Annotated in this window: 6 protein-coding genes; 3 read left to right on the top strand and 3 right to left on the bottom strand. The window is 58.2% G+C overall.

Annotated features, from left to right (window positions below; translation table 11 throughout):
- On the bottom strand, positions 1–189 hold a 189-nt coding region (locus AC628_RS44975), incomplete at its 3' end, for a hypothetical protein (RefSeq protein WP_143202078.1).
- A gap of 337 nt (positions 190–526) precedes the next feature.
- Between AC628_RS44975 and AC628_RS43615 the strand changes: the two genes are divergently transcribed.
- Positions 527–808: a DUF2934 domain-containing protein gene (locus AC628_RS43615; RefSeq protein ID WP_074132375.1), complete on the top strand. Its 282-nt coding sequence runs from the start codon at positions 527–529 to the stop codon at positions 806–808.
- Between the two features lie 381 nt (positions 809–1,189).
- On the opposite strand, the gene AC628_RS46280 is transcribed toward AC628_RS43615, so the two are convergent.
- The gene (locus AC628_RS46280) at positions 1,190–1,564 is read right to left on the bottom strand and encodes a transposase (protein WP_074132369.1); all 375 of its coding nucleotides are present in this window, start codon (positions 1,562–1,564) and stop codon (positions 1,190–1,192) included.
- 1,047 nt (positions 1,565–2,611) lie between these two features.
- The gene (locus AC628_RS40525) at positions 2,612–2,818 is read right to left on the bottom strand and encodes a hypothetical protein (RefSeq protein ID WP_074132371.1); all 207 of its coding nucleotides are present in this window, start codon (positions 2,816–2,818) and stop codon (positions 2,612–2,614) included.
- A 456-nt stretch (positions 2,819–3,274) separates the two neighbouring features.
- Here AC628_RS40525 and AC628_RS40530 point away from each other — a divergent pair, with 456 nt between their 5' ends.
- Positions 3,275–3,538 carry a hypothetical protein gene (locus tag AC628_RS40530; RefSeq protein WP_074132373.1) on the top strand — a complete coding sequence of 88 codons (264 nt, stop codon included), beginning with the start codon at positions 3,275–3,277 and terminating at the stop codon, positions 3,536–3,538.
- Between the two features lie 176 nt (positions 3,539–3,714).
- Positions 3,715–3,876, top strand: coding sequence for a hypothetical protein (locus AC628_RS44575; protein WP_168193545.1), 162 nt, complete (start codon positions 3,715–3,717; stop codon positions 3,874–3,876).
- Positions 3,877–4,139: the final 263 nt, after the last annotated feature.

Consider the following 4,139-nt stretch of genomic DNA (forward strand, 5'->3'; position numbering starts at 1 on the left):
GACCTCGGGAGCGCGCAGCCATTCGGGCATGCTTGCCCCAGCTTCAGCTTGTCGGGCAAGCTTCTGCGGTGCATCCTTCGCAATACCTGGGGGGAGTGCTGCGGCCTGTTGGCGCAGCTGTCTAGCGCGCTCGAAAAGTCTTTCTTCAAGTGAGTTTGTCTGCTTCACACGTCGACGTTTCGCACCCATCGTCCTTTCCCTCGTTCGGTTCTCTGCCCGAAACGGGGATGAAAGTTCCGCGTAAGCTAGAGGTTCCTCTAACTTTCGATCTGGACCTGCATGGTCCGCGGTCGATGCGCTGTGTGATGTGACCATCAGGCCCAATGATGCAGGCGTTGGACTCGTGCATGAGCGGTCTCAAACTCACCACTCACTGAATTTTAGGCCGGCTCTTGAACTCATGAGAGTGGAACTCGGGTCTCCCACAGAGAAGTCCCGGTAGGTTGGGTTCATCGCGAACAACGATTTCGTCAGATTGCCATTGAGCGCGAATGAACTATTTGCGTCGCTTATCGTACTAGAAATTATGCCTAGGCATGAGAACGTCAGCCGCTGGGAACTGGAACGTCAACTCGATCAGGCGAGACGGCTAGCTGCGGTCACGACAGACCTCACTACCTACGAGCGGATACGCGATTTTGCGAATGATCTTAGGCAAAGGCTGCAGCGGTTGGTGTCTCGCGGTCCGGGACAAGAAGAAATCCGGGCTCGCGCCAGAGATCTTTGGGAAGAGGCGGGCCGGCCTCCAGGCCGTGACCTGGATTTCTGGCTGCAAGCAGAGCGCGAAATGACGGACAAGGGTGAGTGAGGTAACGTCCCCAGATTGGCAGCGGGCGGCTAACGGAAATATGCAAGTCCTCCCGCCACGACGGCTAGGATGAAAGCTAAAATGGCTGCCGCAATAATCCGCGGGATGTCGCGGCGTTCTCGTGGAGTCATCAGCAAATCCTTGTGCACTACGGATGCAGAAGCGAAAGCAGTCGTTGACGGTGCTGCTCGCGGTCGAGTTGAATTTACGCATTACCTCCAATTCGGCTTGCGCCCTCGTGGTGTCTTCTTTCCGCCGCTTCAATTCGAACAAAAGGGCGTCCAGGTCTGCAAGACGCCTTTCGCCTTCAACCACATCGAGCTCGACTTGTCGCAGCTCGTCCATGATCGCGTCTTTGTACACTCCATCGCACCTGTGCGGTTACAGCCGTGGGCGGCGCTTGTGCGACTTTCCCCGGCTCGATTTCGTCGCGCCGGGTCCGCCCCGTTCCTTGGTGTCATTGAGGGTGGCTCCGGGACTCGCGGCTCCCGGACTGCTGTTGATGCGGTTCACCTGATCCCCATTCGAGACCCCACGGTTGTCCTCACGCCATGAGGACTCCTGTGCGTACCGGAGGAGATACGCACCGGCGATGTTGTGGTGAATTCCGATCTCGGCGCGTCGCAGGCGAGAGAAGTATTCCTCAGCCATGTTAGTGCACGCGCCATCGAGGCTGTATGCCTCCTGATGGTTGATTCCTTTGATCTCGAAACGCTCATGTAAGTTATCCCATGAAGCTGCTTCGTCCGCATGCACGATCGTTCCCTTCGCGATGCGGGCGCGAATGAATGAAGAGGTTGGCTTTCTGAACTGAAAACGGCGGGGACGGAATTGCCGCCACGCTCGCGCACTACAACAACAACCTTACGCTTGCCGTTTTGGTTCCTAGCGAAGCGGCGGGCAACCCGCACCGTGTGGTGCGATACCCACTGTCTAGCGTGGTCCGGTCATCGCATCCGCCAGAATAGTCTAACACGTCGGTAAGGCGGCCCCTTGCGCCTTTTGGCATCCAGCGGTCGCATAACGCCACAGGTCGCGTCGCTCCCGCCATGGCGGAGCTGCGCAAGGCCGGTATTTGCGCAAGTTGAATGTGGGTATACTTGCGAGGACGCGCGTCGCATGGACGTAGAGCGAGGTGAGGCCGATGGCCATCGCGATCGAAAGCGGCCTCTCACTCAGACAGATTTGGCAATTTCGGCGCGATTGCAAGTTCTAGCGCTAAGGGAGCGAGCCCGAACGCCAGATCGCATGTGTTCGGGATGTAGGTTGATTGTCCTCTTCGCCGCACCGATGGCTACCCTGGTGCTCTGATAGGTCATCGTTCTGATGGTTTGACCATCGGGAGTGACAATCTCGATCAGAACACCGGCTAACAGCGAACAGTCAGCCATCTCCGAGGCGCGTGCAGCGATACAGTCTAACCTTCGAGATCCCGACTCTGCTCAGTTTTACGATGAAGTAGTCCTGGGACCTCGGCGGCTATACTGGAAAGTCTGCCTTCATTTACGAGCAGCAGATTCGGTATGCTCGGGTTGCGAGCCAGACCTATGAGGCGCACGAGATCGAAAAGTCATGCAGACAGGCGAGGGCGGATGATCTCAAGGCAGAGGTAGCGCGCCTATGCAAACAGCAACCAGACAACCCGACATGCAAGGACGCGGTTCGCTAGCGGCTCCTTCCCTCTCCGGGTCTAGAGGTGAGACTTACAGGGTACGCGCGTCGGCTGGCGCCTAGCGCGCACCAGTCGGCGGTGCCGCAAGCCTTGTTACGTTGCGCTCCAATCAGAAGCGGCCAGTTTTCGTTCTATTTGGGGCAGCCTCCTCCCGTAATCTGCTGAAAACCCCCGACTGCTAGCCCGGAGAGTCCAGCACAGCCCACGAACTGATTCCACACGTCCGCGCCATTGTACCCGGCCTTCGCAAAGACGATGCTCCCTTCATTTTTGCCGCCGCCGGCAACGATCTCGAGTTCGATGATGTCCAGTTCTCTAATCTCATTCGACTTCATCATTGCTATCTCCAAGGGGGTCTAGGGGAGCGAGGCCAATCCCGCTCCAACGCCCATGAGGATTAGCCGTCTGCCGCCCGGCTGCACCGTGATTGGGGTCACATTCAGTTGCAACGAGCGGGTAGCGGCTTCTCTTCGCGCGCGATCGGCGCGATCATCGGTGCATGGGCAGACGTCGATACACGAAATGGTCCGGCCGTTACCCGCCGGGCAGTCCCGCTCAATGGCTCGCGGATGGCCACGTAACCTGCAACATCCAGTGTCACGGCGGCTGCGGTCGCATGGTGGACTTGAGGTTGGACGCTCTGCCCCAGGATCAACCTTGGTCGCGCGTCGGGTGGCGCTTGGTGTGCACGGGCTGTGGAGCCGCCAGTGCTGTGAACATCGTCCCAAATTGGCATGACATGGTCGGTCACGCGATGCCATTCAGTAAAGCGTGGAAATCGTGATTCCCCGCCGATGAAACTCACAGCAGATCGCCCCTACGCCAATCCCGAGAAAGCTGCCCGTAGAATCATGGAGCACGCTCGAGCGTTCGAGCCCGTCCAAGATGGCCGCGTCTACATCGAGAAAATCAACCGCCCCGTGATCGACGAGGACAAGGCGACGCCGGCCGAATACTGGGCAGGCTTGATGTACGCCAAGGATCAGGGCTGGCTCGAGTACCACGAGAGCGGGACGTTCGTGAGGATGACTCAGGCTGGCAAAGATCTGTTCCCATAAGACAGCCCCAGCACCTCTGGGGGCCTAGAGGCCGGTGCTGGGGCCGTCACTTGATCCGCCGATCGTTTAGCTGTTGGAGGTCGGCAGCTTCGATACTGCCCCTCTCTCTCTACCCGGAGTTCCCCGGATAGGCCTATCAAGGGTTTTTTAAAGCGCCCCTGCGACGATCCTCAGCGATGGCTACGCTGACCTTAAGGATCGGCATCATGAAAGGGCTGTTCATCGCAATAGGCGTGATCGTTGGCCTATTTATCGGCGATCAGTACTTCAACCGTGGTCAATATACGGACGCGGTACAGCGCATGGCCGCTCAGATGAGACATTCCTTCGGAGTGTAAGGCCGGACGTTCGTGCGGATACTTCAGACCAGGAACGATCTACTCGCCTGAAAAAACACCAGCGTCCCTATCCGGCGCTGGTGCTGAAGGCCCGCAACGTTGTAGCGTCGCCGCTGCGTGCCCCAAGCTTCCACAAAATGGCCCATCTGAGACAACGCGCCATTGGTCTATATAGCGCGACAATCAGGATGAGAGCGGCGCGTCAATCAAGATGAGACGAGGCGACCGAGTCAGGGGATCATTGACGCTCGCGGCGGTTTTGG

This window comes from Bradyrhizobium sp. NAS96.2, assembly GCF_001908235.1.
In the GTDB taxonomy this organism is placed as follows: Bacteria; Pseudomonadota; Alphaproteobacteria; order Rhizobiales; family Xanthobacteraceae; genus Bradyrhizobium.

Excerpts from the sequence above, each read along its gene's own strand:
- AC628_RS43615 (WP_074132375.1), top strand. The coding sequence starts at position 527 with ATGCCTAGGCATGAGAACGTCAGCCGCTGGGAACTGGAACGTCAACTC.
- AC628_RS40525 (WP_074132371.1), bottom strand. The coding sequence starts at position 2,818 with ATGATGAAGTCGAATGAGATTAGAGAACTGGACATCATCGAACTCGAG.
- AC628_RS40530 (WP_074132373.1), top strand. The coding sequence starts at position 3,275 with ATGAAACTCACAGCAGATCGCCCCTACGCCAATCCCGAGAAAGCTGCC.
- AC628_RS44575 (WP_168193545.1), top strand. The coding sequence starts at position 3,715 with ATGGCTACGCTGACCTTAAGGATCGGCATCATGAAAGGGCTGTTCATC.